Origin of the sequence: Piscinibacterium candidicorallinum (assembly GCF_047549485.1) — a bacterium.
Taxonomy (GTDB): Bacteria; Pseudomonadota; Gammaproteobacteria; order Burkholderiales; family Burkholderiaceae_C; genus Piscinibacterium; species Piscinibacterium candidicorallinum.
In genome coordinates, this window is the sequence record NZ_CP180191.1 from 3,583,934 (window position 1) to 3,607,638 (window position 23,705).

The 23,705-nt window shown below is 66.6% G+C and carries 22 protein-coding genes; 11 read left to right on the forward strand and 11 right to left on the reverse strand.

Annotation, left to right across the window (positions count from 1 at the left end):
* The first annotated feature begins 239 nt into the window (after nt 1-239).
* A complete protein-coding gene (locus ACMDW7_RS16215) occupies nt 240-1,850 on the forward strand; it encodes a S41 family peptidase (RefSeq protein WP_377304302.1) in 1,611 nt (536 codons plus the stop codon).
* The gene (locus ACMDW7_RS16220) at nt 1,850-2,224 is read left to right on the forward strand and encodes a hypothetical protein (protein ID WP_377304304.1); all 375 of its coding nucleotides are present in this window, start codon (nt 1,850-1,852) and stop codon (nt 2,222-2,224) included. Before ACMDW7_RS16215 ends, ACMDW7_RS16220 begins: the two co-directional genes overlap by 1 nt.
* 51 nt (nt 2,225-2,275) lie before the next feature.
* On the opposite strand, the gene ACMDW7_RS16225 is transcribed toward ACMDW7_RS16220, so the two are convergent.
* Both ACMDW7_RS16225 and ACMDW7_RS16230 read right to left on the reverse strand, forming a co-directional pair.
* On the reverse strand, nt 2,276-3,202 hold the full coding sequence (locus tag ACMDW7_RS16225; protein WP_377304306.1) for a DMT family transporter: 927 nt from the start codon (nt 3,200-3,202) through the stop codon (nt 2,276-2,278).
* 362 nt (nt 3,203-3,564) lie between these two features.
* Nucleotides 3,565-6,075: an IPT/TIG domain-containing protein gene (locus ACMDW7_RS16230; RefSeq protein ID WP_377304308.1), complete on the reverse strand. Its 2,511-nt coding sequence runs from the start codon at nt 6,073-6,075 to the stop codon at nt 3,565-3,567.
* 257 nt (nt 6,076-6,332) lie between these two features.
* On the opposite strand from ACMDW7_RS16230, the gene ACMDW7_RS16235 reads away from it, so the two are divergent.
* From ACMDW7_RS16235 to ACMDW7_RS16265, 7 genes are all read left to right on the forward strand, one after another.
* A complete protein-coding gene (locus tag ACMDW7_RS16235; RefSeq protein WP_377304310.1) occupies nt 6,333-6,971 on the forward strand; it encodes a hypothetical protein in 639 nt (212 codons plus the stop codon).
* 45 nt (nt 6,972-7,016) lie between these two features.
* The gene (locus ACMDW7_RS16240) at nt 7,017-7,235 is read left to right on the forward strand and encodes a DUF3717 domain-containing protein (protein ID WP_377304312.1); all 219 of its coding nucleotides are present in this window, start codon (nt 7,017-7,019) and stop codon (nt 7,233-7,235) included.
* 12 nt (nt 7,236-7,247) lie between these two features.
* Nucleotides 7,248-8,357, forward strand: coding sequence for an enoyl-CoA hydratase/isomerase family protein (locus ACMDW7_RS16245; RefSeq protein WP_377304314.1), 1,110 nt, complete (start codon nt 7,248-7,250; stop codon nt 8,355-8,357).
* A gap of 150 nt (nt 8,358-8,507) precedes the next feature.
* Nucleotides 8,508-9,233, forward strand: coding sequence for a two-component system response regulator CreB (gene creB / locus ACMDW7_RS16250; RefSeq protein WP_377304316.1), 726 nt, complete (start codon nt 8,508-8,510; stop codon nt 9,231-9,233).
* Between the two features lie 8 nt (nt 9,234-9,241).
* Nucleotides 9,242-10,690 carry a two-component system sensor histidine kinase CreC gene (gene creC / locus ACMDW7_RS16255; RefSeq protein ID WP_377304318.1) on the forward strand — a complete coding sequence of 483 codons (1,449 nt, stop codon included), beginning with the start codon at nt 9,242-9,244 and terminating at the stop codon, nt 10,688-10,690.
* Between the two features lie 101 nt (nt 10,691-10,791).
* A complete protein-coding gene (gene creD, locus ACMDW7_RS16260) occupies nt 10,792-12,237 on the forward strand; it encodes a cell envelope integrity protein CreD (RefSeq protein WP_377304320.1) in 1,446 nt (481 codons plus the stop codon).
* Between the two features lie 48 nt (nt 12,238-12,285).
* A complete protein-coding gene (locus tag ACMDW7_RS16265) occupies nt 12,286-12,687 on the forward strand; it encodes a hypothetical protein (protein ID WP_377304322.1) in 402 nt (133 codons plus the stop codon).
* 147 nt (nt 12,688-12,834) lie between these two features.
* Here the strand turns inward: ACMDW7_RS16265 and ACMDW7_RS16270 are convergent, their stop codons facing one another.
* The 3 genes from ACMDW7_RS16270 to ACMDW7_RS16280 form a co-directional block, all read right to left on the reverse strand.
* Nucleotides 12,835-13,875, reverse strand: a complete 1,041-nt coding sequence (locus ACMDW7_RS16270) for a penicillin-binding transpeptidase domain-containing protein (protein ID WP_377304324.1) — start codon at nt 13,873-13,875, stop codon at nt 12,835-12,837.
* Between the two features lie 142 nt (nt 13,876-14,017).
* On the reverse strand, nt 14,018-14,785 hold the full coding sequence (locus tag ACMDW7_RS16275; protein ID WP_377304326.1) for an NUDIX domain-containing protein: 768 nt from the start codon (nt 14,783-14,785) through the stop codon (nt 14,018-14,020).
* Nucleotides 14,782-15,666, reverse strand: coding sequence for an EamA family transporter (locus ACMDW7_RS16280; RefSeq protein WP_377304328.1), 885 nt, complete (start codon nt 15,664-15,666; stop codon nt 14,782-14,784). Before ACMDW7_RS16280 ends, ACMDW7_RS16275 begins: the two co-directional genes overlap by 4 nt.
* Nucleotides 15,667-15,767: 101 nt before the next feature.
* Here ACMDW7_RS16280 and ACMDW7_RS16285 point away from each other — a divergent pair, with 101 nt between their 5' ends.
* Entirely contained in the window at nt 15,768-16,034 is a 267-nt protein-coding gene (locus ACMDW7_RS16285) for a hypothetical protein (RefSeq protein ID WP_377304330.1), read from the forward strand.
* Nucleotides 16,035-16,169: 135 nt separating this feature from the next.
* Nucleotides 16,170-16,742 (forward strand): HNH endonuclease, encoded by a 573-nt coding sequence (locus ACMDW7_RS16290; RefSeq protein ID WP_377304331.1) that lies wholly within the window; start codon nt 16,170-16,172, stop codon nt 16,740-16,742.
* Between the two features lie 62 nt (nt 16,743-16,804).
* Here the strand turns inward: ACMDW7_RS16290 and ACMDW7_RS16295 are convergent, their stop codons facing one another.
* From ACMDW7_RS16295 to ACMDW7_RS16320, 6 genes are all read right to left on the reverse strand, one after another.
* A complete protein-coding gene (locus ACMDW7_RS16295; protein WP_377304333.1) occupies nt 16,805-17,047 on the reverse strand; it encodes a DUF3567 family protein in 243 nt (80 codons plus the stop codon).
* A gap of 80 nt (nt 17,048-17,127) precedes the next feature.
* A complete protein-coding gene (locus ACMDW7_RS16300) occupies nt 17,128-18,600 on the reverse strand; it encodes a TrkH family potassium uptake protein (RefSeq protein WP_377304335.1) in 1,473 nt (490 codons plus the stop codon).
* Between the two features lie 9 nt (nt 18,601-18,609).
* Nucleotides 18,610-20,004 carry a Trk system potassium transporter TrkA gene (gene trkA, locus ACMDW7_RS16305; RefSeq protein WP_377304337.1) on the reverse strand — a complete coding sequence of 465 codons (1,395 nt, stop codon included), beginning with the start codon at nt 20,002-20,004 and terminating at the stop codon, nt 18,610-18,612.
* A gap of 70 nt (nt 20,005-20,074) precedes the next feature.
* Entirely contained in the window at nt 20,075-20,782 is a 708-nt protein-coding gene (locus tag ACMDW7_RS16310) for a response regulator (protein WP_377304339.1), read from the reverse strand.
* 3 nt (nt 20,783-20,785) lie between these two features.
* Nucleotides 20,786-23,104, reverse strand: coding sequence for a sensor histidine kinase (locus tag ACMDW7_RS16315; protein WP_377304341.1), 2,319 nt, complete (start codon nt 23,102-23,104; stop codon nt 20,786-20,788).
* A complete protein-coding gene (locus ACMDW7_RS16320; protein WP_377304343.1) occupies nt 23,101-23,679 on the reverse strand; it encodes a DUF4390 domain-containing protein in 579 nt (192 codons plus the stop codon). Before ACMDW7_RS16320 ends, ACMDW7_RS16315 begins: the two co-directional genes overlap by 4 nt.
* Nucleotides 23,680-23,705 lie beyond the last annotated feature (26 nt).

Here is a 23,705-nt window from a genome sequence, read left to right on the forward strand (position 1 = left end):
GGGCCTTGGCTGGTCGAGCGTCGGGCGGGGATGTTGCACTTAACTCAACAACAGCACATCGGTGCTTGGGCCGCCCCTCGGCCTACGTGCCATCCCGCAACCGATTCACGGGATACCGAGCGTTACCGATTGGTTACATCGCCAATTGCCGAGCGATTTCGAGGCTTTGTACCCTTGCGGCTCCTTCTCTGGACCGAATCGAGCCCTTGGCCGTTTCGCCCACTCTTCTGGAGTCTGTCTTGCAGCAACCGAATCGCCCTCGCACCGTGCGCAGCGCCAGCTTTGGCGCCGTGCTGGCCCTGTCTCTTGCCGTACTGACTGCCTGCGGTGGCGGAGGCGGTGGCTCATCGCCACCCCCTGCGCCGCCAGCCCCGCCGCCCTCGACGACGATTCCGCCGTCCTCGGCCAGTGCGCAGCAGTGCGCCCCGACGAACGCCAATGCGCGCGACATGGCCGGCAACCTGCTCGCCGGCTACCGCGCGGGCACTCTGGACACCGAGAAGCAGTTCATTCGCAGCTACTACAACGAGGCCTATCTCTGGTACTCGGAGGTGCCCAACGTCGACGCAACCGCGGCGAACTTCTCCAACACCAGCTCCGCCGCGGCCACCTACCAGTCCCTGGACAATTACTTCCGCGCGCTCAAGAGCCCCACGCGCACCGCATCGGGCAAGCAGCAGGACGAGTTCAGCTTCACCTTCCCGACGGCTGAGTGGAACGCCCTGTCCTCGGGCAACCCCGGGGGCTACGGGATCGAATGGGCGGTCATCCAGGGCGCTCCTCCGCGCAGCATCCGCATTGCATTCGTGGAACCGGGCTCCCCCGCAGCGGCAGCGGGGCTCGCACGCGGTGACACGCTGGTCAGCGTGAATGGCAATGACGTGATCAACGGCAACAACGTGACGGTCATCAACCAGGCGCTGTTCCCGCAGCTCAACCAGACCTACAACTTCGTGTTCCGTCCCACCGGTGGTACGGGCTCCACGGACAAGACTGCGACGCTGACCGCAGCGTCGATCCAGCAGTCGCCCGTACTGACGTCGAGCATCATCACCCGCGGCACTCAGCGGATCGGCTACCTGCAGTACACGACCTTCCTTGCGCAGAACGGCGAAGGCCAGCTGGTGACCGCGTTCCAGAACTTCGCCACCCAGGGCATCACTGATCTCGTGCTTGACCTGCGCTACAACGGCGGCGGCTACGTGTACATCTCCTCGCAGCTGGGCTACATGATCGCCGGCAATGCGCGCACCAACGGTCGCATCTTCGAGAAGAGCCAGTTCAACGACAAGCGCACCGCCGACAACGCCCGTGCCGCCACCCCGTTCTTCAACACGACGAGCGGCTTCACAGGCTCGGGCACCACGGCCAATGCGCCGCTGCCCACGGTCAACCTCGGCCGCGTGTACGTGATCACCAAGGGGGATACCTGCTCGGCATCCGAGCTGATCATCAACGCCCTGCGCGGCATCGATGTCGAAGTCATCCTGATCGGCAGTACCACCTGCGGCAAGCCCTACGGCTTCACGGCCAAGGACAACTGCGGCGTGAGCTACTTCCCGATCGAGTTCAAGGGCATCAATGCCAAGGGCTTCGGTGACTACGCCGACGGCTTCATCCCCGGTGGCACCGGCCCCACGGGCGTACCCGGCTGCGCAGCCGTAGACGACTTCAACAAGCCCCTGGGCGACCCGACTGAAGGCATGCTGTCGGTGGCACTGACGCGTGCGACCACGGGTGCCTGCCCCGCCGCTTCGGTGGCTCTGGGCAAGCAGATGAAGCCCGGAGCAGGCCTTGAGGACGGCTTCATCGTGCGCCACCCGGTGCGCGCCAGCGCCTTCCACAAGTGATGCACCTGCGCGCCGTGCCTGCCGTCGTGGGCCTGCTGCTGGCGGCAGGCTGCGCCAGCACGCCGGCCAGCCCGGCGCGTCTGGTCGGTCCGCTGGAGGGTGCGTGCATGGCTGAGGTGACGACCTTCGCGCAGGACGCGCTCAAGCGCAAGGTCAGCCTCACCAGCACGGACTTCAGCACCGCAAGCGAGGTGGTGCTCAACAAGGTGGCGCCGCGCGATGCGCAGGGCCGGCTGCTGGACGGCGCCATTCGTGGCGCACCCGTCACAGAAACCCTGCGCCTGTCACGCGCCGGGAATCAGTGCAGCATCACCCACGTGGAAAGCGGCCGCTCGCGCGAACTGCGCGACTGTCGCTGCATGAATACGCCCTGAACGCTGGGGCTTGAATGCCGCAAGGCCGATCGGGCAGCCGATCGGCCTTTTTCATGTCTGCTCGGCCCGCCTGGGCGTGGCGTCCGGCCGGGCCGGTGCGCGCAGTACCAGCACATTGCCCGCCGTGGCCAGGGCGATGCCCGCCACGGCCAGCAGGGTCCAGTCGTAGTTCTCGAAGATGCTGCTGATGATGAGCGCCACGATCGGCACCATCACGCCGATATAGCCGGCGCGCGCCGCCCCCACATGATTCATCAGCGTGAGGTAGCCGGCAAAGGCCAGGATGCTGCCGAACACGGCCAGGTAGAGCAGGCTGGCCACGTAGGGCAGGCGCCAGTCGAATGTGAGCGGCTTGCTGGCAGCGAGCGCCCAGACGAGGCAGCACACCGCGCCGTAGCCCATGCCCCAGGCCATCTTCTGCCAGACGTTGATGCCCTGCTCGTTGGCGCGGGTGGCGTACACGTTGGCGATGGCCGCGATGACCACGGCTGCGGCGGTAAAGCTCACGCCGAGGATGAACTCGCGGCTCAGGTGCTGCGCAGTCAGGCTGGCGGTGAACTCCGGCCAGAAGATCAGCACGATGCCCAGCACCCCCAGCAGCCCGCCCACCGCCACACGGCGCGACATCGGCGTGCCATGCGCCACCCGGCTGATGAGCATGTTCAAGAGCGGCGAGGCCGAATAGCCCACGGCTACCAGCGCGCTCACGACGTACTGCTCGGCGATGTAGACGAACACGTAGCTGATGCCGAACATCAGCACGCCCAGCAGAAAGAGGGTGCGGTGCTGCGCGAAGGAAAAGCGCAGGGTGTCGCCGCGCCAGACGCAAAAGCCCGCCAGCAGCGCGGCTGCCAGCCCGAAGCGCCAGGCCACGCTGACTTCCGGCGGCACGATGCCCAACTGGAACTTGATGGCCAGCCAGGTCGTCCCCCAGATGGCCACACAGATGAAGAAGAGCTGAAGATTGCGGGTGCTCATGGCACGCCTTTTTTGAAGGGCGGCGCGCGATGGGTTCAGCGCGTCGCCTGGAGGTGACAAGGCTGCGCATTCTGCCAGCGCCGGTCCGCAGCACCTTGTCAGCAGTCTGGCCAGCGCCGGCCCGGCCAAACCGGCTGGCCTGGCCTTGGGGCTAAAGCGCGCAAAACGCAGACCCAGTATTCATGCGGCTTTTCAGGGCAAATCGGCTGGAAATCCGCACCAGACAAGCGGAAGCCCGCTCAGAGCCTTCGCCCTCACGCCTTGACCGCAACGCCCGGACCAATGAAAAGGCCGTCCGGATCGCTCCGGGACGGCCTTTGCGTTGGCTGCGCTGGCGCCGCGCGGCCTGGGGTGGCGTGGCTTCAGCGCGGCAGCACGATCACCTTGCCGCTGGCGCCGTCGGACACGCCCACTTCGAAGCGGCCGCCGGCGGGCAGGTCGCGGGGGTCGAACTTCAGGCTGCCGCCTTGGGCGCGCACGGCCAGCACGGTGCGCTGGCCGTTGTCCGCCACATGGGTGACGGTGGCCCAGGCGTGGGAGTCGGCGCTCCAGCGCAGGGTCTGCAGGCTGGCTGTTGCAGCGGCGGGTGCCAGGCTGGCGCTGGGCTCCACGGCGAGTGCAGCGCCGGGCGCCTGCGACTTGGCCAGCACGCGCTGGGTCTGGGTACTGAAGCGCTGGCCGCGCGGCGTGATGAGATCGGCCGCCACCACAGCACCGGGGTTGGGCAGGGTCACGGTGAAGTGCCATTCGTCGGCGTGGTCCACCTGCACCAGTTCGACCGGCTGCTCCAGGGTGCGGCCGTCTGCAGTGCGCAGCACAACGCGGTGGTCGCCTGCGCTGGCCACGGCCGGGCCGATCAGGAACTGCGCAGGCTTCAGCTGCAGGCCGCTGGCGCTGATCACGCCGTCAAACACGGCCAGCTCGGTGGCCGGGCCGGACGGCTTGGTCATGGTGCCGCGGGCGCGGTGCTGCTCCAGGAAGTTTTGAACAGCGGAGAAGTTGTAGTCGCTGAACCAGGTGCCATTGCAGTAGCCCATGATGTCTGCGCCCGTGCCCGGTGCGACGACCTGATTGCTGTTCGAGTTGAACAGGCCCGTGGGGCCGAGCTGGCCGCCGCTGTAGGGGTAGTTGGGGTCGGCTCCGGTCACGCCGCCGCAGGGTGCGTGGCTGCGCGAGAAGTTGTGGCCGAACTCGTGGATCATCGTGCGGGCCCAGCCGCCGGGACTCTGGTCGGGAGACCAACCAAGCGATACCAGCGACGGAGAACTGGACGTGGGGCTTCCGACGTAGCCGATACCCGCGATTGATCCGCCGGAGCGGCGCGTCACGCCGTAGTAGAGGAATGTGGGGTTCTCTTGGTTTCGGAGCGTACGAACCTCATTCAAGACGCTGGACCATTCACCGCTGGTGTCCAGGCCATCCGTTGTGGTGGTGGAGGTGTAGGCCGAGCGGGTGCGCACCTCGATCTGGTCGCGGGCGATCGGCAGGGAGCGGGCTACTTCGTCGATGACCTGTGCCGCGGTGGGCAGCGAGGGTGGGTTGGCGGCGCTGGTGTTGCCCCCGGTGATGACGGGCACCAGCATCACGGTCAGGCGCGTGGCCGTGCCGACCACGGGCGTCGCGTCGGCGGTGTTAAAGGCGTTGTTGCGGCGATCCGGGTCGACCTCGATGCGCAGGCGCAGGTTGGGCGCGATCCACGCTGCCGGCAATTCGGCGGCAAAGGTCTGGGTGAGGTCGTACTGCACGCTGGCGGGCACGGCGGCGCCATCGGCCACCTGCGGCAGCGTGGCCGGGCCGGTCAGATTGACGGTGCCCAAGGTGGTGATGTCATTCGGGCTGACGACTCGCTGGCCGACGACGCGCACGGCGGGCGCAGCACGGTTGGCCGCAGTGGAAACGACGAAGGCGCGCACCCAGGTTTCCTTGCCGGGCACCAGGCGCTGATATTGATCGCCAGGCGACTGGGAATAGACCTGGGCCACGTCGATCTCGGCCAGGCGCACGTTGGCTTCACACTGGTTGGCGGTGGCCAGGGTGCCCCCTGGCACGGTGGGCTGCAGGCGCGCCACCAGCACGATGGCGCCGCAGGGCGCACCCGCCGGCGCTTGCAGGGTGATGGAGGTGCCGCTGGCGTTGGTGAGCGTGGCGGGCAAGCCGGCGATGGTGGCACCCGTCACTTCGCCCAGACCCGTGCCACTGATATTGAAGGTGGCGCCAGCCGCCGGTGCGTAGACCGCGCTGGCATTCACGACCACGGGCGGCACGAGCTCGAAGGTGCTGCCGGTGGGGTTGGGATCATTGGCGGTTTCGCCCACCAGGGTGATCAGGCCGGAGGCGGCATCGGCCGGGACGGTGACCGTGAGCTGCGTGTCGCTGCGGGCCGTGATGGTGGCGGCCGCCGCGGCGCCGGTGAAGCGCACCTCGCGCACGCGGGCAAAACCGCTGCCGTTGATGTTCACGCTGCCGCCGGCCAGCGCGCGCGCCGGCGTGAAGCCGCTGACCGCGATGCGCACCAGCACATTGAGCTGCTGCGAGATCGGACGGGCGCTGCCGTTGCTGTCGGTGATCGTGATGAAGCCGGAGCTCGCCGTGGCCGGCACTGTGAGCACCGCGGTCGTAGCGTTCTGGCTGCGCAGGCTCAGGGCCACGCCGTTCAGTGTGGCGCTGCGGACTTGATCGAGATTGGTCCCGGTCAGCGTGACGTCATTGCCGGCCACCAGCGTGGTGGGCGCAATGCTTGCCACGGCCGGGGTGGGCTGCTGCACCTGCGGCGCGGGCGGGCTGCTGCTGCCCCCGCCGCCGCAGGCGACGAGCAGCAGCGCCGACAGGCCGGCGGCCAGAGCGAAACAAACGCGGCGGGATGAACCTTGCATGGCACAAGCCTCTGTGGATGCCCGGGTCGACAGTGCGGGTCGGGCGGCGCCGGAAGGCGCGAGAATTCAGGGTGGCGCAGGCGCCGTGGCGCTGCGGCCCGCGAACACGTGCTTTGGACGCAATTTCGCGGGTCACTGATTATGTCGGCAGGCAGTGCGCGGCTTGAAGCCGGGTGATCCTCCAAAATCGTGTCAATTGTCGGTTCGGCAACGCGCATCGCGGCCGGCCGGCCACACTTGCATCCGCCGAGCCTCACGTGCGTCACATCCTCCTTCTTCAACCTGCCTGCGCGCCCGGCCCCGCGGGCAACCCGGCGCAGATGCTGGCGCTGCTCGCTGCGGGCGGGCTGCCGGCGGATTGGACGCAGACCTGGTTGACGCTGGAGCCCCTGCCCGAGCAGGTCGCGCCCGTGCCGGTCGGCGCAGCCAAGGCGCTGATTGAGGCCCTGCTCCTGGCCACCGATGTGGTGCTGCTAATCCCCGCACAGGCCGACGCGCTGCAGCAGCACACGCGCGTGCTGGCTCACTTGCGAGGTTGGCAGGCGCTCACATTGCTGGACTACCGGGACTGGATGCGTGGCAAGCGCTTTGCGCTCGTGGCGACGCTGCCCTCACCGGACGCCGACGACGCTGCGACCACCGAGCTGGCCGCGGCGGTGCGTGCGCTGCCCACCCATTGGCAGGCCCTGTGCACCGAGCTGGACTGCGAATGGCACGGCGCGCTGATCGGCCAGCCGGATACGACCGGCAACATCTTGACGGACGTGGCCGCCGGCTTCGCCGCGCAGGGCTTTCTGGCGCGCAGCGCCGCCCGCCCGCTGGCCGCCGCGCAGGACCAGGCCGCGCGAATGCAGTACCTCGCCGCCTGTGCCCGCGCCTGCGCCTGCGCGCGCTGAGCCACAATGAATGCTGTGCGGCCTGGGCCGTTCGAACTGCGCGCCATGGACACCGTCAGCCTGCAAGAACTCGAAACCGCCATCAACTGGTGGCGTACCCGCCGCCCGGCACAGGGCGAAGCCATGTCGCTCGCCCCGGAAGTCGCCGCCCTCTCCAAACCCTACGCGCTACTGATCTGGCACCACGCCGCCAGCCTGCCGGCCGAGCAGCTGTCTGAACCCGCGCGCGCCGCCCTGGCCATCTGGCGCAGCAGCAGTACCTGAATCCATTCCGTCATGACCGCCCACGATCCGCACATCCTCACCCGTATCGAACACGCCGTCGGCTTCATCACCCTGAACCGGCCGGGCGCACTCAATGCGCTCTCGCTGCCGATGATCCGCACCCTGCGCGACACGCTGGACGCCTGGGCGAATGACCCCGCCGTGCAGGTGGTGGTGCTGGACACCAGCAGCGACAAGGGCCTGTGCGCCGGTGGCGACATCCGGTTCTTCCACGAAGCGGCGCACAGCACGCCGCGCGGCACCAGCCCGCTGCTGGAGGACTTCTTCACCGAGGAATACGCGCTCAACCACCTCATCGCCCACTACCCCAAGCCCTACGTGGCCATGATGGTGGGCGTGACCATGGGCGGCGGCATGGGCATTGCCGAAACCGGCTGGCTGCGCGTGGTCAGCGAGAACAGCAAGATCGCGATGCCGGAGGTCAACATCGGCCTGTTCCCGGATGTGGGCGGCACCTGGTTCCTCGCCCGCGCGCCGGGTGAGCTGGGCACCTACCTGGGCGTGACCGGCGAGGTGATCGGCGCGGCCGACACCCTGCACTGCGGCATGGCCGACGTGTTTGTGCCCCTGGCCGAGCGGCCGCGCTTTCTGAAGGCGATCCGCAGTCTGCATGCGGCTTCCCGGGCAGACATGGCCCAAAAGGCGCGCCAATACTGCGCCCGCGAATTCACGCTGCGCCCGACGCCGGGGCAGTTCATGACGCTGCGGCCCTACATCGACGAAGTCTTTGCCTCGAGCTCGATTGCCGAGATCATGGAAGCGCTGGATACCGAAACCCGGCCCGAATTCATCGAGTTCGCGCAGAAGACCCGCGCCACGATGCTCAAGCGCAGCCCGCTGCTCATGCAGGTGAGCCTGAGTGCCATGCGCCGCGCGAAACACATGAGCCTGGCCGACGCTCTGCGCATGGAGCGCAACCTCGTGCGCCGCACCTTCGAGCATGGCGAGGTGGTCGAAGGAGTACGGGCGCTGGTGATCGACAAGGACAACCGCCCCGCCTGGACCCCGCCGATCATCGAGGCCGTGACCGACGCGATGGTCGAACGCTTCTTCGAGCCCTGCTGGCCGGCACGGATGCATCCACTGCGGGAGCTCAACTAAATGACCGAATTTAACATATTTGTATGCCGGTATTTGGCACTTTCCGCATAATGAATGCGGCTCATGGCATGTTTTCGGCGTCGCAAATTGATGGCCGATTTTGATATCTAGACGTAACATCCTTCCCGCATCGTCATCCACCCCGGCACCGTGAGCACCCTGCTGCTTGTTGAAGACGACCTCGCCATCGCCCAGCCGCTGATGTTCACGCTGCAGCGCGAAGGCTTCGAGGTGCTGCACGTCAGCCTGGGCCGCGCGGCGCTTCAGGCCATGCAAGCCGGTGGCACCGCCCAAGCCACGCCGCCCGCCGCGGTGATTCTGGACGTGGGCCTGCCGGATCTCACGGGCTTTGAGGTCTGCCGCCAGTTGCGCAGCTTCTCCACCGTGCCCGTGCTCTTTCTCACCGCGCAAGCTGACGAGATCGACCGCGTGATGGGCCTGGAGATCGGCGCGGACGACTATGTGACCAAGCCCTTCTCGCCGCGCGAGGTGGTGGCACGCATCCGCAGCCTGCTGCGGCGCGCCTCCATGACCGCGCAGGCGGCTGTTCCACCCCTGTCCGCAACCCCGGCTGCCGCTGCGCCATCGCACGGCGCATTCGTTGTCGACGAGACCCGCGCACAGATCCGATTCCATGGCCAGACGCTTGCGCTGACCGTGACGGAGTACCGCCTGCTGCTCGCACTCCTCGCCCAACCCGGCCGCGTGTTCACACGCGAGCAGCTGATCGATGCCGCGCGCGGCCTGAACGTAGGCAGCGGCGAGCGCGCCATCGACACCCACATCAAGGGCCTGCGCGCCAAGCTTGCGGCCGTGCATCGGGCCAGCGATCCGATCCGCACGCATCGCGGGCTGGGTTACAGCGTCGAGCCCTGAGGCAGCCTGTGCGTCTGTCCCTTCGCATCCTGCTGGGCTACTTCATCGTCGTGGGCGTGGCGGCGTTCTTCGTGCTGCGCGTGTTCGTCGCCGAGGTGAAGCCCTCGGTGCGCGAGACCATCGAGGAAGTGATGGTCGACACCGCCAATCTGCTGGCGGAACTCGCGCAGCGCGAAGTGGCTGCGGGCAGCCTTGCCAGTGGGCCGTTCTCGCAGGCGGTGGCGGCCTACCGGCAGCGCGACGTCAGCGCCAAGATCTGGCACTACGACAAGGAAAGTCTGGACTTCGACATCTACGTCACCGACGCGCAGGGCAAGGTGGTGTTCGACTCCACCGGCCGCGCGCTCGGGCAGGACTACTCGCGCTGGCGCGATGTCAACCGCACCCTGCGCGGCGCATATGGCGCACGCTCCACCCGCGTGATCGAGGGCGACGACAACAGCGCCGTGTTCCACGTGGCCGCGCCGCTGCGTGATGCGCAGGGCGCGATCATCGGTGTGCTCACCGTCGTCAAACCCGTGGCGACGGTGGCGCCGATCATCGAGCGCGCCGAGCGCACGATTCTCAAGCACGGGCTGTGGCTGCTGGCCGCGGCGGCGCTGGTGGGTGTGCTGATGAGCTGGTGGCTCACGCGCGCCGTGGGCAAGCTGGTGGATTTTGCCCAGCAGGCGCAGCGCGGCGTGGCGACGACCCCGCCCAAGCTGGCCGTGCGCGAGCTGGATGCACTCGGCAACGCCATGCAAAGCATGCGCCAGGAGATCGAAGGCCGGCAGTATGTGGAGCAGTACGTGCAGGCGCTCACGCACGAGCTCAAGAGCCCGCTGGCTTCAGTGCGCGCGTCCAGCGAAGTGCTGCAGGCCGCCGATCTGCCCGAAGCCGACCGCCAGCGCTTTGCGCAGCTCGTCGAGGAGCAGAGCGAACGCCTCACTGCGCTGGTGGACCGCGTGCTGGCCCTCGCAAGGCTCGAGGGCAGCGCTCAACTGGATCACGCCGCACCGGTGGAACTCAACGCCTTGGCCGAACGCACCGTGGCCAGCCATCGCGCTGCGGCACAGGCCAGCGGCGTCGACATCGCACTCATCCCTTCAGCCGAGCCGATCACCGTACAGGGTGACGCCGCGCTGCTGGAACTGGCCTTGTCCAACCTGCTCACCAACGCCATCGACGCGTCGGTGCAATCACTTCGGGGCGCCGCGCAGGCCGTGGCGGCCATTGAGGTGCGCGTCGAGCAAGCCGCCAGCCGCCCCCTGCTGGTGGTGCGCGACCACGGCCCCGGCATCCCGGACTACGCCCTGCCCCGCGTCTTCGAACGCTTCTATTCCCTGCCCCGCGCCGACGGTCAGCGCGGCACGGGTCTGGGCCTCGCCATCGTCGCGCAGGTCGCGGCGCGGCATGGCGCGCACGCCGAGGTCATCAACGCGCCGGGTGGCGGCACGCTGGCGCGCGTCCGCTTCTAAGCCACCGCCACACAATCCTCACCAAAGGCTCACGCAGTCTGCACGGCACGCTGACCCGCGCCGTGCAGCATGCACCCCATCAACCAGGGAGTGCATGCTGAATGAAACCGTTTGTCTTCAAGGCGCTGAGTTTTCTCGCTCTGTTATGGGTGTTGTGGGTGGCGAGCCTGATGGCGGGCGGCGTGGTGGACGACCGGCTGCGCTATCGCGAGGCCGCACGTCAGGCGCTGGGCAACAGTCAGGCGGGTGAGCAGCTGGTGGTGGGGCCGGTGCTGCAGTTGCCGTTTGAAGAACGCTGGATCGAAGACGAGCCGGTGGGCAAGGCTGAAGAGGGGCGCTTTCGCAAGGTGGAGCGCATCGTCGCCGGACACTATGCGCTGATGCCGGAGGCACTGGATGTGGTGGGCCGTCTGAACGTCACGCAGCGCGGCTACGGGCTATTCAAGTCCAACGTGTATGACCTGGAGGCCACGCTCACGGGCAGCTTCAAGGTGCCCGCCACCGATGTGATTCTGCGCGCGCGGCGCGACAGCAGCGCCAGGTTCACGGGCACGGCCATGCCGGTGCTGGCCTTCAGCGAGGCGCGCGGGCTGCGCAGCCTCACGCTGACGATCGATGGCGAGCCTGTTGCGGTGGCACCCTCCACCCTGCGCCCAGGCGGCCTGCCCGCCGTGCAGGCGGCTGCACCGGAAGGTTTGCCGCTGCGCTGGCCACCCGGCACGGTCGTGCCCTTCACGGTGAAGCTGGTGCTCACGGGCACCGAGGCCGTGAACTTCCTTCCGATCGGCACGCTGAACACAGTGCGGCTGAATGCGAACTGGCCGCACCCCTCCTTTGGCGGCAATGTGCTGCCCACGCAGCCGCAGGTGCGCACCGACGGCTTTGAGGCGCACTGGCAGCTGCCTGCGCTGGCCTCGGAGGCGCAGGCGGTCTGGCGGTCGGCGCTCAGTGCGGAGAAAGGCGACGCCGCGCGTGTGCACACGCAGGCCTTCGGCGTGCGCATGATCGACCCGGTGAACATCTACTCGCTCTCGGACCGCGCCACCAAGTACGCGATGCTGTTCATCACGCTCACGCTGGCGGGCTTTGCGCTGTTTGAGCTCTTCAAGCAGTTGCGCCTGCACCCGGTGCAGTACGGGCTGGTGGGTCTGGCGCTGGTGCTGTTCTTTCTGCTGCTGCTTTCACTGGCGGAGCGGGTTGGCTTTGCCTGGGCGTATCTGGCCTCTGCGGCAGCCTGCATCGGGCTGATTGGGTACTACGCAGCGCATGTGCTGCAGGGTTGGCGGCGCAGCCTGCCGCTCTCCCTGGGCCTGACTGCACTGTATGGCGCGCTCTATGGCTTGCTGAACGCGGAGGAGAACGCCCTGCTCTCCGGCAGCCTGATGCTGTTTGCCCTGCTGGCAGCCGTGATGGTGGCCACGCGCAAGGTGGACTGGTTTGCGCTCTTTGCCCAGGCCAAGGCCAGCCGGCCGGAGAAGCGCACGCCCGCTGCGCCAGCCGCGCCCGGCACCGCCGCCGTGGACGTTCAGGCTCAGGGCGCAGAGTGAGCCGCACACCGGCCAGACAGGTTCAAGCACTTCATCCAGGAGCGCACGATGGGACTCTTCATGGCCGCCGTGGTGATGGCGATGTTTGCGGGGATGCTGATCTCCGTGCCGGCGGGCGCATTCATGAGCGCCTGCGTCGGGGCGCTGCAGGTCCGCAGCCGGGGCGGTGCACTGACGGCGCGACTGGCGCATCCGCCTGCGGCCTTTGCGCTGTTCTACGCGCTCTTCTTCAGCGCCTTTGTGGCGCTGGTGCGCTGGAAGGTGCCAGGCGCCCATCTGTTCGATACCTCGCACGGCGCCACGGAGTTCGTCTTCTGGCTCCTGGTCCATGCCGGGGTGTGGTTGCTGGCGCTGGCGCCGGGCTTTGCGCTGGGCTGGCAACTGGGATCTGCGTGGACGCAGCGTCTGCGGGGTGGTGTGCGAGTGCGGGCGGCACGACGGCATCCATAATGAATGACCGAAATGCGACTTTTTACTTTGACCAGAATGCCACTTTCCGCTTGATGGAAGCGCGGTATGTGACACTCCACGAACCTGAAAATCGCGTCCGAATACGAATTAAATATTCACCGGCGCGGCGCTTCAGCCCATCCGCGCTCAGGACGCCGGGTCGCAGCGCGCGGGAATCACGCCTTCTTCGCGCAGAAGGTCCATGACGATCTCACGCCGGGCATTGAGCTGCTCGAACACCTTGGGGTTGCGCTGGCCCGCGATGTCGATGTTCATCGCGAACACCCAGGCGCCCTTGTCGGTCTCGACAGTGCCGACCCACCACGCCACACCCGCAGGCAGTTCGCGCGGCGCCCAGCCGGTCTTGGCGCGGATGCGCCAGCACGCATTGGCCTCCACGGTGAGGGCGTCGCGCACGATGCGCTGGCTGCGCTCGCTCATGGGCAGGTTCAAGCGATAGAGGCGATCCAGAAAGCTCAGTTCCTCCAGCGCCGAGACCTGCAACGAGCCGTCGAGCCAGAACGCTGTGAGGTCGTTGCCGATGTCGGCGTTGCCGAAGGACAGGCGCTTGAGCCAACCCTGCATCTGCTGCGGGCCGACGCGCTTGGCCAGGGTCTGGAAGGTGGGTACGGATGAACTGCGCAGGGCCGACACCAGGGTGTGGGTGCGCACCATGGGGCCTTCAAGCGTGCCCTCTGGCTGCACCGGCTCGAATTCATCCTTGATCGCACCGGTCTCCAGGGCGATGAGCGCATTGGCGATCTTGAAGGTCGAGGCGGGCACCAGGCGGCGCTGGGCGCGCTCGACATCACTGACCAGCACTGTGCGCCGCCCCACCCGCGTCAGCACCATCACGCCGGCGAGACCGCGGCTGGCAAAGGCCTGGCGCCAGCCGGGGCGCAGTTCCAGCGTGCGCGGCGCGCCATCGGTGCTGTCGGTGGCCACGTTGCGGATGCGCTTGGCTGCGGCCTGGGCCGGCGACGCGCTCGGGCTCAGGGTCGAAGCGGCCACGACGGCAGGCGCATTGCCGACGCGTGCGCCCGCGGCCGCCGTGGCGTCGCGCACCGGGGCCGCGTCAGCAGACGCGCCCCAGACCACGGCATGCAGCAACAGGGCAGCACAGCCGACCCAGAAGGCGGGGCGCAGCGCCAGATCAGACAGCGCAGGCAAACAGCGGGAGGAGGGCATGGCATCCGGCGTTCACGCCGGCCGCGCGACACGGTTGTTTCGCAGGCGGCTGGGTGACTGGGCTATCGTCTAGGGTAAACCCTGAACACCGATTGCGCCAGCACGGCAGCAACCCCCGCCGCGGCACGCGACGAGCGGTCGCTCAGGGCCAGGGCAGGCCGCGGCGCAAAGCGCTTGCGCGCAGGACCCAGGCCGCTTCCACCGTCAGTTGCCCCGCACTTTGAAGATCCAGTACCGCCGCCCAGGGCAGGCAGGAAAATTGCGCCACCTCGCCGTCCAGATTCACGGGCTGCTGATGCTCGGGAATCACGGCATCCCAGGCGAGCAGGTCTTCGATCAGCCAGCCTTCGCCCAATGGCGTCGGGTCGATCGGCCGGGACTGTCGCAGGTGACCGGTGGCGTGCAGGTCGTGCAGATCAACCAGATGCAGGCCGGCTTCCTCGTGCACCTCACGCGCCAGCGCGGTGGGCAGGTCCGGTTCGCGCGCGCTCACCAACCCGCCGGCCAGGGTGTCCCAGAGGCCGGGGTCGGTCGCCTTGTCCAGGGCGCGCTGCTGCAACCACACCCGCCCGTCCGGCGCCCAACCGTTCAGGTGCACGGCCTGCGTGAGCAGACCAAGCGGCCGCATGCAGGCTCGCTCGATCCGCGCCAGGCGACGCGCGCCGGGTTCGTCAGCAGGGTCCAGCACCGGCAGAAGTTCGTCACGCCAGCGGCCGGTCACGCCCCAGGTGCGCAGCCGCACAGCCAGTTCGGCCAGCGCTTGGTCGTCTGCTGGGGCGTTCACAGCGCCGGGCTGCGCCCAGGCGGGCACCCGCTCGCACAGGCGCGCGGCCAGCGGTGCGGCCAGGCTGCCCACGGGTACGCCGCCTACGCAAAAGAGAACGCGGGCCGACGAGGTCACGGTTGTCATGCGGTCTGGAGGGCGCGGCTGCGCAAGCGGCCCGCCCAGACATTGAGCGCCAGCCCCGCCATGATGAGCAGTGCGGCGAGCAATTTCCAGCTCTGAAGCGGCTCGCCAAGTGCCAGCGCGGATGCCGACAAGCCAAACACCGGCACCAGCAGCGCCATGGGCGTAACCTGCGCTGCGGGGTACTGCGTGAGCAGCCAGTTCCAGACGCCAAAGCCGAACAGTGTGTTGCCCAGCGCCTGCCACCCGACCGCCAGCCAGCCCACCAGGCTGGCATGCGCGAGCGCCGAAGCGATCGCCGTCCAGCCGTCGAGCCAGAGGCTCAAGCCCAGCAAAGGCGGCACCGCGAACAGGCTGGACCACACCATGAAGGCCAGCATGTCCACCTTGCCCAATCGGCGCGCCAGCACATTGGCCACGGACCAGGCCAGCGCGGCCGCCAGAACCAGCGCAACGCCCAGCAAGGTCAAATCAGCGGCGCCGCCAGAACGAGAAAGCAGCAGACCCAGCGCCGCCACGCCGAACGCCAGCCCGACCCACTGCAGGCGGTGCAGACGCTCGCGCAACATAACCATGGACAACCCGATGGTCATGAACACCTGGGTCTGGATGAGAAGCGAGGCGAGCCCTGGTGTGATGTCGGCGCGCATTGCCGCGAACAGCAGTCCGAACTGCAAGCCCGCCAGCGTGCCGATGCCCGACATCAGCGCCCAGGGCACGGCCGGACGCTTGATGAAGAACAGCCATGGCAGCGCAGATGCAGCAAAACGCAGGGTGGCCAGCAACATGGGCGGAAAGTCCGCCAGCCCGAGCTTGATGACCACAAAGTTCGTCCCCCAGACGAAGACCACCAGCAAGGCGAGCAGGGCGTGGGGCGCAGACATGAGCGCAGTGTATTGGCCGCATGCGCAGGGGCATGCAAGGGGCTTGCATGCCGCACCGGCTGACCTAAGCTGCAATCTGGCCCTTTGGCAGGAGAGCCGTCATGAACAACGCCTATCCATTCACATTCACGCACCGTGCGGCGCGCGCAGCACTGGCGGCCACGGCACTGGTAGTGCTCTGTGGCTGCGCTGGCCTGCCCGCTGCGCAAAGTGTGGAAGTCGACAATCAGAAGGTGGCGCAGATCGAGCGGACCGCGCGCGATCGCGGCGTGCAGGTCATGTGGCTCAACTACCCGACGCGCGTGGTGACGGCTGCGGCGCCGCGCCAGGACGCTTCAACACCCGCAAGCACCGCGCCCAGCAAGTAGCGCAACACCCGCACGGCGCATCACGCAGCGTACGACGTGCCTGGGACAGGCGTGTGCGACGTGCGAGTGTGACATGTTGCTCCGGCATGGGCCCTGGGCTTCCCGTGGCCGGTTGACCGTGACACAATCAACCGCATGTCGCACATCCTGATCGTGGATTCGGTCGGACAACCGGTGCGCTGGGCAGGCATGCCCCGCGCAGCGCGCTACTACGCTGCCGACAAGGTGATCACCGAACTCGGCGAGAACCTGTTCTCGCTGTCCGGCGGCTTTAATCGTGCGAGCCAGCGCATCTCCGAGCTGGTGTTCTCGTCAATCGTCATGGTGCGCGGGCGGCATCGCGTTTCACACGATTACGCGCATGTCGGGCTGACGCGTGAGCGCCTGTTCCTGAGGGATCGCTTCATGTGCGCCTACTGCGGCAGCCGCTTTGAAGAGCGGCAGTTGACGGTGGAGCACATCCAGCCCGTGTCGCGCGGCGGTCGACATTCCTGGATGAACGTAGTCACCGCATGCCGCGGTTGCAATCATCGCAAGGGCAACCGCACGCCCGAAGAAGCCGGCATGAGCCTGCTCTACGTCCCCTACCGGGTCTGCCGCAACGAGGGCTTCATTCTCTCGAACCGCAACATCCTCGCTGACCAGATGGCGTTCCTGTCGGCGAGCCTGCCGCGCTACAGCCGGTGGTCCCCACACGCTGGCAGCTAGTTGCAAGGACAGCAAAGCAAAAGGGGCCGCAAAGGCCCTTTTTTCTGTGGTTCGACAGCGGGTCAGTGAAACGCCAGCTTGGTCTGCATGATGCCGTCGAACTGCGCGAGGAACTGATCGATCTCGTCCTCGCCAGGCTGCTCGGCCATTAAGGCCGACACCTTGTGCTTGAAGGCCTGGGCCAGATCGCCGTCCACGAAAACTTCGCGGCGGCCCTGCTTGTCCATGATCTCGTAGGCCGGGCCCTGAGGTGTCTCGGGGAAGAGCACAACGCAATAGTTGTCGCTATTGAAGATGGTTCGCATGAGAGTCACTCCGATCTGGCACCCAGATGTGGGCCGGTGCGCACACATCAAGTGCGCACCGAGTTCCGCCTCTAAGGGGTTTATCGGCGCCAGAACGCCGGAGTGAACAGCACGATCACCGAAAAAAGCTCCAAACGACCCAGCAACATCGCCGCTGTGCACACCCAGGTCTGCAGATCGCTCAGACCCTGGTAGTTGCTCGCCGGGCCGACCTGCCCCAGACCGGGGCCGGTGTTGTTCAGACAGGCAACGATGGACGTGAATGCCGTGATCGGATCCAGCCCGGACGCCAGCTGGATCAGGGTCAGCAGGATCATCGTCCCGCCGTAGATGAGCATGAACGCGAGCGTGGCAAGGATCACGCGGGAATCGACGATGCTGCCGCCCAGCTTCACAGGGTTCACAATGCGCGGGTGCAGGATACGCACCAGCTCGCGCTTGGACAGCTTGAACATGATCACGGCGCGCATCATCTTGATGCCCCCGCCCGTCGAGCCTGCGGAAGTGGCAATCGCGCAGAGAAAGAGCATCAGGATCGGCGCAAATGCGGGCCACTTCTCGTAGTCCACGCTGGCAAAGCCCGTGGTGGTGGCGATCGACACCACATTGAATGCAGCGTGGCGCAGCGCCGTGAGGAGTTCCGGGTACACGCCCTTGACCCACAGAAATACCGCCACGACGGCCACGCCGGCGTACATCACCAGCAGATACCAGCGCGCCTCCGGACAATCGACATAGGCGCGCAGCGAGCGACGGCGCCAGGCGAGAAAGTGCATCGCGAAATTGAAGCCCGCTAAAGTCATGAAGACGATCGCGACCAGCTCGATCTGGGGTGAATTGAACTGTCCGAAGCTGGCGTCATAGGTCGAGAAGCCGCCCAGACCCATGGTGCTGGCCATGTGGCAGAAGGCATCCAGGGTGTTCATGCCGGCGGCCCGGTAGCTCAGAAAACACGCAAGACTGATGCCGAGGTAGACCGCGTACAGTCCCTTGGCGGTCTCTGTGATGCGCGGTGTGAGCTTGGCGTCCTTCATGGGGCCGGGTGTTTCGGCCTTATAGACCTGCATCCCGCCCACACCGAGCAGCGGCAGGATGGCCACCGCCATCACGATGATGCCCATGCCGCCGATCCACACCAGCAGATGCCGCCAGACATTGATGGACGGCGGCAGATGCTCCAGACCGGTGAGCACGGTGGCTCCCGTCGTCGTCATGCCGCTCATCGCCTCGAAGTAGGCATCGGTGAACGAGATCGGCGCGCCTGTTTGCTTGAAGTAGAAGAGGAGCGGAAGCGTGGCGAAGGCGGGCAGAGTAGTCCAGACGAGGGAGACCAGAAGGAATCCGTCACGGGGCATCAACTCGCGCCGAAACCGGCGTGTGGCCACAAACAGGGTGAGGCCAGCGATGAGTGTGATGAAGATGGATTCGTCATAGGCGCTGCGCGCGGCATCACCAACGACATGCGAGACCCCGAGCGGCACGAGCATGGTCGCGCCGAACAGCATGATGACAAAGCCCAGGATATTGATGATGGGCAGGAGCTGACGCTGCATGCGCTGGGCTCAGAAAAAGCCGGCCGACACCTGGAACAACTTCTCGACCTTCGGCACAAGGCGCTTGTTGTTCACGAAGACGATGACGTGATCTTCTGCCTCGATCACGGTGTCGTGATGGGCAATGATGACCTCGGCGTCCTCGCCCTCACCACGTACAAGGGCGCCCACTGTCACGCCACGCTCTGCAGCAAACAGGTCGATCTGGTCGATGCGCCGCCCGACCACCTTGCTCGAGTTGCGGTCGCCGTGCGCGATCGCCTCCAGGGCTTCGGCGGCGCCACGACGCAGGCTGTGAACGCGCGCCACGTCGCCGCGGCGGATATGGGTCAGCAGATCACCGATCGTCGCCTGCGAGGGCGCAATCGCGATGTCGATCCGGCTGCCCTGCATCATGTCGGCGTAGGCCTTGCGGTTGATCAGGGCGATCACCCGCCGAGCGCCGAGCCGCTTGGCGAGCAGCGCGGCCATGATGTTGTTCTCGTCATCGTTGGTGACCGCCATGAAGAGGTCCATCTCCTGGACGCTCTCGTCGGTCAGCAGATCTTCGTCTGTGGCATCGCCTTCGAGCACCAGAGCCGACGAGCTGAGCTGCGTGGCCAGGCGCTGGGTGGTCCTCGGATTGCGGTCGATGATGCGCAGGTTGTAGTCCGACTGCAGCGCCTGCGCCAGTCGTGTCCCGATGTTGCCGCCACCGGCGATCATGATGCGCCTCACGGGCTTGTCGATGGTGCGCAACTCCCGGATGAGTCTGCGCAAGTGCTTGGTCTGCGCAAGCACGAAGACTTCATCTCCGGGTTCGATGATGGTTTCGCCATCGGGGATCATGGCCCGCTGGGCGCGGTAGATCGTCACCACCCGCACATCGATGCCCGGCAGATGGTCGCGCAACTCCCGGATGCGCTGCCGGACCAACGCGCCGCCCTCCACGGCCCGCACCGCCACCAGGGACACACGCCCTTCGGCAAACTCAAGCACCTGGAGCGCTTCGGGAAACTCGACCAGTTTCAGGATGGTGTTGGTCACGCTCTGCTCGGGGCAGATGACCACGTCGGCTGCAAAGCCATCGCGCGTCAGCGCCTCGTGCTCTTGAAACTCCGAAGAGCGGACACGGACGATTCGTGTCGGTATGTTGAAGACGTCACGACCGATTCGGCTGACGACAAGGTTGGTCTCGTCCGAAGTCGCGCAGGCGACAAGCAGCTCGGCATCGTCAGCGCCGGCCTCACGCAGGGTCTGGATGGATGTCCCCAGGCCGACAACTCCTCGCAGATCCAGTCGATCCTGCAGGACCGCGATGCGTCCAGCATCAGGATCAATGACGGTGATGTCGTTCGCCTCGGAAACGAGGCTCTCTGCGACCGACTCCCCCACCCGGCCCGCCCCCACGATCAGGACTCGCATTCAGCGCTCCGCTGCTTGTTGCTTGTATGCCGCCGCAGCATAGACAAGCCGAGGCATGCCCGGCCAGTTGTCAGGCGCTGTTGGCTTCGGCTTTCTTGCGGGCGAGCTCGATCCCGAGCTGCTTGAGCTTGCGGTAGAGGTGTGTGCGCTCCAGACCAGTGCGCTCGGCCACGCGCGTCATGCTCCAGCCTTCGCGCGCCAGATGGTGCTCGAAGTAGACCCGTTCAAACGCGTCGCGTGCCTCGCGCAGCGGTGCATCCAGCGGCAGATCAAGCCCCGGTGGGCTCGGCGCGGCGGCAGGCTCCGTGGTGACGGCCTGCAGCACGCTAGGCATCATGCCCGGCACCGATGCAACCACCACAGGCGCCGCCTGCACCATGCTTGCGGGCCGTGCTGAAACTGCAGGCGCCTTGCCGCGGTTCAGCGCCACAGACACTGCCTTGAGCAGCTTGGTCAGGGTGATGGGCTTCTCGAGGAAGTCGATGGCACCGATGCGCGTCGCCTCGACGGCCGTGTCAATCGTGCCGTGGCCGCTCATCATGATGACGGGTGTCGCTGCCAGAGCATTCTGGCCGGCCCACTCCTTGAGCAGCGTCACGCCGTCGGTATCGGGCATCCAGATGTCGAGCAGGATTGCGTCGAAGTGCTGGGTGGCGCGGGCCGAACGAGCGCTCTGCGCATTTTCTGCGCTCACGACCTCGTGGCCTTCGTCGTTCAGGATTTCCGAGAGCAGCTCCCGAATACCCACCTCGTCGTCCACGACCAATATCCGTGCCATGCGCTATGTCGATCCTGCTGTCTGCGCCGCCTGTGAGGCGTACTCCCTGGAGATCAGTTTGGTGAACGTGATCTCCACTTCCGCGCCACCGCTGTCGCGGTTGCGCACCGAGACTCGTGCGCCATGCTCGTCGGCGATCCGCTTGACGATCGCCAGTCCGAGCCCCGTGCCCCCTGCCTTGCTGGTGACATAGGGCTCGAAGGCTCGAGCAAGGATTTTTGCCGGGAACCCCGGACCCGAGTCTCTGATAGAGAACTTTACACGCTTTCGACTCGGCGACTCGGCGTCGGTAAGCAGGGTAGTCGACACCCAAATGTGCCGGCGCGGTGGACCATCCAAACCCTCGGGCGCACGGTCGCAGGCCTCAAGCGCGTTCTTGATCAAGTTGTGAATCACCTGGCGCAGCTGCGGTGCGTCGCCTTCAATCAGCGGCAGCCGATCATCGAGCGTCACGGCAATCCGCCCCTGGGGGCCAGTCTCATGCTCGTAGAGACGCATCACCTCATCTACCAGTGCATTGAGGTCGAGCGGCGCAAGCTCGGCGGCTGGCATGCGCGCGTAGTCCCTGAACTCATTGACCAGCCGCTTGAGCGCAGTGACCTGGTTGATGATCGTCGCGCAGCTCTTGATCAGCACGTCGGCACTGGCGATGTCCAGCTTGTCCGCGAGCTTGTGCTGCAGACGCTCGGCCGATAGCTGGATCGGCGTGAGCGGGTTCTTGATTTCGTGGGCAAGACGTCGCGCAACCTCAGCCCAAGCGGTACTGCGCTGGGCGACGATGAGCTCGGTGATGTCGTCGAACACCACGACCCGCCCGGCACTCGTACTGTCGGCCTGCGCAGGATCGGCGCCGAGCGCACCGGCGAGCGGCGCGCTGCGCACCAGCAGGTTGACCGCAGCGGCCTCATCCATGGCTCCGATCGGCGTGCGCGACATTTCCAGCTCGGCCTGCCAGATCGACTCACCGCGACTGCTCTCCCGCTCAAGAAGCTGCGCAAACCCCGGGGGCAAGGCGTGCTGGACAGCGTGACCGCGATGATCCGCCAGGGATGCGCCGAGAATGCGTACGGCGCTCTGGTTGTATGTGGACAACCGCCCTTGAGCATCCAGAACCAGCACGCCCGCGCTGAGGTTGGCCAGCACATTCTCGAGAAACAGGTTGTTTGCCTCCAGCAAGCGGCGCGAGGCGTCCGTTGTGGCACGAGCCTCGGAAAGCTGTTCGGTCATCCGGTTGAAAGACTCCATGAGCAGCGACAGCTCGTCGCCCGCACGGCGCAGCGGGAGCGGCCGGAAGTCCCCGCTGGCCACTGCCCGGGTACCTTCGGCAAGGGCGAGCAAGGGTGCGCTCATGCGGCTGGCGAGCAGGAAGGCACCGGCAATCGACGCCAGCACCGCCAGCAAGAGCACAAGTGTCATCGTGAGCGTGTACATGTCACGCAGCCCCTCGCGGGAAAGCGCGAGTTCCCTATAGTCCTGGAACCCGGCGCGGACCGCCTCGGCATTGCGTGCCAGCTGAACCGGGACCGGCTGCAGGACCTGCAGGTAGCGGATGCGAGGATTGATCTCCAGCGTGCGCGGATCAGCCAGCTGCACAACGACCCGCATGCGCAGCCGAGGATCGCGGTTCGGATCAATCGCCTCTGCGCGCGCATCACGGCCCTCGCGCGCCTCCAGCTCTGATTCCAGCTGGGCGACCGGCCGACCTTGCCGGACGTTGCGCAGCTGCGCCTGCGGCGGAAGTTCGGCGCGCAGGGAGAATCCGCTTGACCCGCTGGACGCCAGCACGCGCCCGTCCGCCGTGAACACAACGATATCTGCCTGGCCGAAGCTGCTGCGCGCCATGTCGATCTGTGCCGACAGCGAGCCATCGGGCAAACCGGCCAGCTCCGATGCAAGGGCCCGCGTGCGCCGCGATGTGTCATCCAGAAGGCTGTCGAGCGCAGTGCGCGTGAGCGTCAGCCCCGACTCCAGTGCAGCATCTACCCGGACGTTGAACCAGCTCTCGATCGAACGATGCAGGAATGTTGTCGACACGAGGAAGATGACGACACCGGGCAGCATGCCCATGGCGGAAAACGCCAAGGCAAAGCGCATGGTCAGCCGCGCACCGAAGCGGCGCTGATACAGGCGTCGTGCCAGACGCCAGGCCAAGGCCAGAACAGCCGCCAGCACCACGCCAGCCACCACAAAGTTGGCTAGCAAGAGGGCGTTGTAGTGGCGCGCAAAGAGCGCCGTGTTGCTCGTCCCCGCCGCAAGCAGGAACAGGGCAACGCCCGCAAGGCCCAGGGCCGCAATCAGGCCGTAACGCCAAACTCGACTCATCGAGGCTCGATGCTAATGCGGCGCGGTTCGGAGTCGAGCAGCCATTCGCGCTGCGTGAGCGCGTTCAGTTGGAAGGGCTTGGGCAGCTGGGTCAAATCCAGCCGCAGACGCGCGGTGAGCCGATACCGCTCCCCGCGCTCAAGTGCATTGACCGGCAGGACAGCTTCGCGCCGGACGCGCGAGATCAGCCGAAGCGCCTCTTCCAAGCTGGCGAAGTTCAGGGTCGCCGAGGCGCTGCGCTGCCCGTCGGCATTGATTGCGACCCGATACTGTCGAGTCAGCGCGTTGAAGCTCAGGCGATACGTCACGGTTCCACTGGCGACGGTCTTGTCCAGCCAGTACCAACGGCGCTGCTCAAGGTCAAAGTCAAAGACAAAGAACAGCGGAACCGCGAGCAGGGCTTCCTCCAGGCGCTGAGGCAGCTCAATGCGGTAGTCAGCTGAAAGGAAATAGCCGTCTTCCCGCGTCGTAAGGCTCAGCGCCCCGCTCTCGATGCCTTCGGCCCGCGCCGCGTGCGCCGGCCAAAGCGCCAGGACGAGCGCCAGCAGACCGACCGCCAAGGCGCTCAGCAGCATCTGGAAAACAGGAGGTTGCCGCGTCA

What these genes read in the sequence shown, in the direction of transcription:
- ACMDW7_RS16300 (WP_377304335.1), bottom strand. Translation starts at nt 18,600, where the DNA reads ATGCAGCGTCAGCTCCTGCCCATCATCAATATCCTGGGCTTTGTCATC.
- ACMDW7_RS16265 (WP_377304322.1), top strand. Translation starts at nt 12,286, where the DNA reads ATGGGACTCTTCATGGCCGCCGTGGTGATGGCGATGTTTGCGGGGATG.
- ACMDW7_RS16320 (WP_377304343.1), bottom strand. Translation starts at nt 23,679, where the DNA reads ATGCTGCTGAGCGCCTTGGCGGTCGGTCTGCTGGCGCTCGTCCTGGCG.
- trkA (WP_377304337.1), bottom strand. Translation starts at nt 20,004, where the DNA reads ATGCGAGTCCTGATCGTGGGGGCGGGCCGGGTGGGGGAGTCGGTCGCA.
- ACMDW7_RS16230 (WP_377304308.1), bottom strand. Translation starts at nt 6,075, where the DNA reads ATGCAAGGTTCATCCCGCCGCGTTTGTTTCGCTCTGGCCGCCGGCCTG.
- ACMDW7_RS16245 (WP_377304314.1), top strand. Translation starts at nt 7,248, where the DNA reads ATGACCGCCCACGATCCGCACATCCTCACCCGTATCGAACACGCCGTC.
- ACMDW7_RS16270 (WP_377304324.1), bottom strand. Translation starts at nt 13,875, where the DNA reads ATGCCCTCCTCCCGCTGTTTGCCTGCGCTGTCTGATCTGGCGCTGCGC.
- ACMDW7_RS16225 (WP_377304306.1), bottom strand. Translation starts at nt 3,202, where the DNA reads ATGAGCACCCGCAATCTTCAGCTCTTCTTCATCTGTGTGGCCATCTGG.
- ACMDW7_RS16295 (WP_377304333.1), bottom strand. Translation starts at nt 17,047, where the DNA reads ATGCGAACCATCTTCAATAGCGACAACTATTGCGTTGTGCTCTTCCCC.
- creD (WP_377304320.1), top strand. Translation starts at nt 10,792, where the DNA reads ATGAAACCGTTTGTCTTCAAGGCGCTGAGTTTTCTCGCTCTGTTATGG.
- ACMDW7_RS16285 (WP_377304330.1), top strand. Translation starts at nt 15,768, where the DNA reads ATGAACAACGCCTATCCATTCACATTCACGCACCGTGCGGCGCGCGCA.
- ACMDW7_RS16315 (WP_377304341.1), bottom strand. Translation starts at nt 23,104, where the DNA reads ATGAGTCGAGTTTGGCGTTACGGCCTGATTGCGGCCCTGGGCCTTGCG.
- ACMDW7_RS16280 (WP_377304328.1), bottom strand. Translation starts at nt 15,666, where the DNA reads ATGTCTGCGCCCCACGCCCTGCTCGCCTTGCTGGTGGTCTTCGTCTGG.
- ACMDW7_RS16290 (WP_377304331.1), top strand. Translation starts at nt 16,170, where the DNA reads ATGTCGCACATCCTGATCGTGGATTCGGTCGGACAACCGGTGCGCTGG.
- ACMDW7_RS16275 (WP_377304326.1), bottom strand. Translation starts at nt 14,785, where the DNA reads ATGACAACCGTGACCTCGTCGGCCCGCGTTCTCTTTTGCGTAGGCGGC.
- ACMDW7_RS16220 (WP_377304304.1), top strand. Translation starts at nt 1,850, where the DNA reads ATGCACCTGCGCGCCGTGCCTGCCGTCGTGGGCCTGCTGCTGGCGGCA.
- ACMDW7_RS16310 (WP_377304339.1), bottom strand. Translation starts at nt 20,782, where the DNA reads ATGGCACGGATATTGGTCGTGGACGACGAGGTGGGTATTCGGGAGCTG.
- ACMDW7_RS16240 (WP_377304312.1), top strand. Translation starts at nt 7,017, where the DNA reads ATGGACACCGTCAGCCTGCAAGAACTCGAAACCGCCATCAACTGGTGG.